Source organism: Paenibacillus sp. OT2-17 (assembly GCF_009827695.1).
GTDB lineage: Bacteria > Bacillota > Bacilli > Paenibacillales > Paenibacillaceae > Paenibacillus > Paenibacillus polymyxa_B.
The window spans coordinates 1-4,528 of sequence record NZ_WUDQ01000289.1; the positions used below are offsets into that span (position 1 = coordinate 1).

Here is a 4,528-nt window from a genome sequence, read left to right on the forward strand (position 1 = left end):
CAAGACGCATCTATGCACCGATTTTTTCAGGGGCACAGATGCGTCTTGTACTTGGCGGTACAGCAGATGCAGCCGTTCTGGTTGACTCGTGATGGCACTGTAAGTTAATGAAACACTCAGCTTCAAATATTCAAAGCAAGCTTCACGTATTTGGCGTAATAAGGTTTCTAGCAGTACAGTGTCTGTATGTTCTGCGGGATCGAGAATGTTAAGCATCAGCAGTACACTGTCCTCATCCATATCAACGGTCTCCACCTGGTACGTCTGTCCGCATATTTCAGAAGCAATGTTCATGATTGCAAACTTATAGGGTAGCAGATCAGGTCCACGTTCGCTTTGCCATCGGGTATATTCATCTATGCGCAGCAGCACAAGGCGGTAGTCTTTGTCAAACTGGAACGTAATCCCAAGCTCGCGCAATCGTTCCGGTTCTTCACCGGTAGGAAGATTTCGGATTCCCCGGATCACATTTTTCAAAATGTTTTGCCGGATCGTGTACATACTGTTTCGTTTCTCCGATTCCAGTGAATTCATATGCACAACAATTTGGCCAATAGGCGTATACAGCATTTTGGACAGCAGCCACGAAGCCACGAATCCTGCCAATGCAATGATGGCGGCTATCAGTAACATTGCATTACGAATAACACTTGCCATTTTGATAACGCTTTCATACGGTGTGACACTAATATACTGCCAACCTAGTCCATCCGGAGAGGTGTAGGAAATGAGTGATCTTTTACCATGAAAGTCTTCTACAAAATAGCCTGTTTCTTGTTTTTTGACTCTCGTGTGCAGCCATAGCTGTTCTTTTTCGTTCAAAGTTTCGTCTGTCAATGTTGTACCAGACAACAGTCTGCCCTGATCGTCTAAAATATAAGCGGTCCCGCCTGAGATTGGATTCGCCGCCATTTCCTTGTTCATCCAGGCCGCCGACACATTCACAATCACAGCCGAATTTATTGCTTCGTTCGAGTTAATTGCGTCATAACATAAATACGTATAGGCTGCGATATCTGGGCTTGCTTGCTCTACTTCAGCTCTGGAGTCTGAGGCAGACAGCAGCGGATACGTGCGTGGAATAGGCGTAAAGGGTTTATAGTCCTGATAATGATCCAGCACGCGAATGATATCTGTATCAGCCAGTTCATGTTTGCTGAATAGCCCGTTTTGACCTTGTGAGGACGCAATGTAGAAGGTGCCGCTTTTAGGGTTAAACACGTAGATGGATTCGATATACGGCATGGAATTAAGATAATTGTTCAATTCGGTCATGGCAGCGGTTACATCATATACATTAGGTTTTGGATAATACAACAACTTGGACAGGGTACTGCTGCGATACATTTGGAATGCCAACGATTGAGCAATAGATGTCATGTTAATAACCTCTCTGCTTCTCAACGTCAAGCTGTTGTGATTGGCCTCGAATGCCTGCTCCTTCTCCACGCGAATATAGTAAAAATAATACACAGTGGTGGATACCAGCAACGTTAGCGTAATACATAACGTAATGCTGACCAGCAATTTGCTGTGAAGCTTGTGATGCTTTTTGAAATTGCTCATATGAACAGGCCTCCTGTCTGTGTGCACGTAGCTGTAAAGTACACCCTATTTATGTATTCATTATACGTGTGATCTTGTGAACAGGACAGTGAACAAACCGATTCTTTGTGAAAAATAATAATTTTTTCGTAAAAAGGCCAGGAACACTTATACGCATTGGATTGCGTCGATTCCCGGCCGGGTTTGTCTATTCAAATAAAAGAAGGAAAGATGACGGTACTGCAATTAGTCAGGAAATTGAACGTTACCTTTAACGATATAGGCTCCGCCTGTACCATTTTCCGCTAGAGCTGGGATTGTATCGTTCAGCACGACACCGCGAATGTCCGTAATCCGTATTTTCAGAGGTTGTTTTCCTAAGTTAGTGCCTAGAAAGTGGTTGTAATCCTGTTTTTCGAGATTGAGCCATTGTTCGTTTTGTTGGACTTCCATCTTCAAGACCGGATATTTATGATTGCGTACTTGAATGGCTGCCCACCATTGGCTGCTGCCTTCTTTAATGCGGTAGGAGACATTGCCGTTAACCGGAGCTTTGACAACTTTCCATGAAATATTGATTTTTCCGTCTATTTGATTTCCAATCAGGTTGAACGCGTTTGGGGACAGATCGAGCGCGCCACTTGGACCTTCAGGGTAAAGATCAGTTACATATACGGTTGTTTTCCCTTTGGGACCTTGAACTTCCAAATAGGCTCCAGCTAATGCAGCTTTGATTCCGTTATAATTCAGTTGTGTGCGGTTAAGCGCTGTAATTTTGGCATCCGAAGGGATGGGATCAAGCAGTAATGCCCCTCCAGAGTAACCTGATCCCGTATATGTGGCGTACCCCGTGTATGTATCATTCCAAGCAGCTGAAGCGGGAAGGGCGAATAATACAAGACTTAGCAACGATGTCAGACCGATGGTTTTGAACTTTCGGAACGTCGATTTTTTTTGCATAATCATTTCCTCCTTATTCATTTAATAGATTCATATAGTAAATATAAACACTATATTACCTAATATTTCAAATTGTACAATAGGACTTTGAGGCAAAAAGAAAATATTGAAGATGTTTGTCAACATACTCATAGGCCATATGTCTTGTTTTTTGGGAAATGGTTGAACTGTGCTCTTTTTCGCAGAAGGTTTGCAGGGCAGCCGCGATAAGGTCAGGAAGATGTAGCCTTATAACAGAGGGCAGGGCTGACTGGAGAGTAAGCACAGAGGAGGGGGTTAATAATGGGGACGAAACTAGGACTTTTGAATGAAGTCTTTTAAATAGAATAAGCGAACTATTGTTCTCCTTTTGTTTGTCGTATACAATCGAATCATGCTGATTCAAATGGAGTGATGTTGAACTCTGTTGTATGCTGCAACGAAAGGATGTTTTGCACCATGATGGGAAGAGCCCATTTGATTATTGGAACCGGGGTCTCCCTGTCGGTATTAGCTCTAAGTGGATACGAAGTGACCCCGGCTGCCGTGGCAGCTGCTGTGGTCGGTTCACTGTTGCCGGATATTGACGAGCCTAACTCCATGCTCGTGAGCCGAGCGCTACCAACCCAAATGCTTAGGCTCGTACAGCTTCTAATGATTGGGGCTGCTGGTTGGGTTTTTTTCACCCGTTTGGCTCCACCGCCATGGAATCTTGTGTTGGCTTTGCTGATGATCAGTGCTTCTTTTATGCCTTCACGATCCATGCGCAAGGTTATTATCTTTCTAATTGGTATCGGCCTAGCCTGGTATGGAGAATCATATGCACCGTGGAATTATATCGCCGGGTGTCTGCTGATCATTTGTACGTTAGTCCCACACCGAGGGTTGACACATACGGTATACGGGACAGTCGCATGGACTGCGCTGCTTTATGGTACGACACGTTTGCACGGTGACAGCATATGGCTGGCTGGAGGTATGGCATATTTGCTGCATTTACTGGCAGATTCCTTGACGAATAATGGAATTAAACCTTTGCCGCCGTTCAAATGGAAGCTGCGATTTAAATTGATGAGTACCGGAACCCGGAAGGGAGCTAAGATAGAAAACGTCTGTATTGCTTTAACTACTGTACTTGTAGTGATTGCTTTGCTTCGTTATAAGCATTTGATTTGATATATTCTATCTTTTGTTTCTATTAAATTAAAAAAACAGTCAATGCACGTTGTACGTGTCTTGACTGTTTTTTTATAGATTGCGATTCTCGATTACAACTTAGGCTCGTTCAATAATGGTATTCAGCGTTGTACGATCCAGATTTTGAACCAGCTTGATGATCAGCTCTTTGGCTGCATCATAATCATCAGTGTGAATAATTGACGAGGAAGTATGGATGTATCGTCCACAGATGCCTATGACAGTGGATGGCACGCCAATTCCGCTCAAGTGCACTTGACCTGCATCGGTTCCCCCTGTGGAGATGAAATATTGATACTTGATTTTGTGAGTTTCCGCCATGTCTTGCACGTACTCCACAATCCCGCGATGTGTAATCATACCTGGATCAAATACCCGCAGCAGTGCGCCTTTACCGAGGTGCCCGTAAGCATTCGGGTCGCCGCCCATATCGTTGGCTGCACTGCAATCCAGTGCAAAGAATATATCCGGCTGAATCAGATTGGCCGCTGTGCGTGCACCACGCAGTCCCACTTCTTCTTGAACAGTGGCCCCTGCATACAATGTATTGGGAAGCTTGTCTTTTTCTTTATGTAATGCTTCAAGCAGTTCAATAGCCAAGCCTACACCGTAGCGGTTATCCCATGCTTTAGCCATGATTTTTTTAGGATTTGCCAGTGGAGTGAAATCACAGATCGGCGCAATGGCCGTTCCTGGTACGATCCCCAGATCTTGCGCTTCTTGTCTGCTGTCTACGCCGATATCCAGATACATATGCTTGATGTCCATAGGTTTGCTGCGTTGCGATTCATCCAGCAAATGAGGCGAGACAGAGCCAACTACACCGATAACTGGGCCTTTTGGAGTC

The 4,528-nt window shown here is 44.5% G+C and carries 4 protein-coding genes; 1 reads left to right on the top strand and 3 read right to left on the bottom strand.

The features are described from left to right. Together GRP75_RS19675 and exlX are read right to left on the bottom strand one after the other, a co-directional pair. Positions 1-1,566, bottom strand: a 1,566-nt coding sequence (locus GRP75_RS19675; RefSeq protein WP_160790128.1) for a cache domain-containing protein, incomplete at its 3' end; no start/stop codon positions are given. Between the two features lie 225 nt (positions 1,567-1,791). Further along, positions 1,792-2,505, bottom strand: a complete 714-nt coding sequence (gene exlX, locus GRP75_RS19680; RefSeq protein WP_160790129.1) for an expansin ExlX — start codon at positions 2,503-2,505, stop codon at positions 1,792-1,794. Between the two features lie 438 nt (positions 2,506-2,943). On the opposite strand from exlX, the gene GRP75_RS19685 reads away from it, so the two are divergent. Continuing rightward, a complete protein-coding gene (locus GRP75_RS19685) occupies positions 2,944-3,660 on the top strand; it encodes a metal-dependent hydrolase (RefSeq protein WP_160790130.1) in 717 nt (238 codons plus the stop codon). A 99-nt stretch (positions 3,661-3,759) separates the two neighbouring features. Here the strand turns inward: GRP75_RS19685 and GRP75_RS19690 are convergent. Beyond that, positions 3,760-4,528: M42 family metallopeptidase (locus tag GRP75_RS19690; RefSeq protein WP_160790131.1), on the bottom strand; the 769-nt coding region annotated here is incomplete at its 5' end.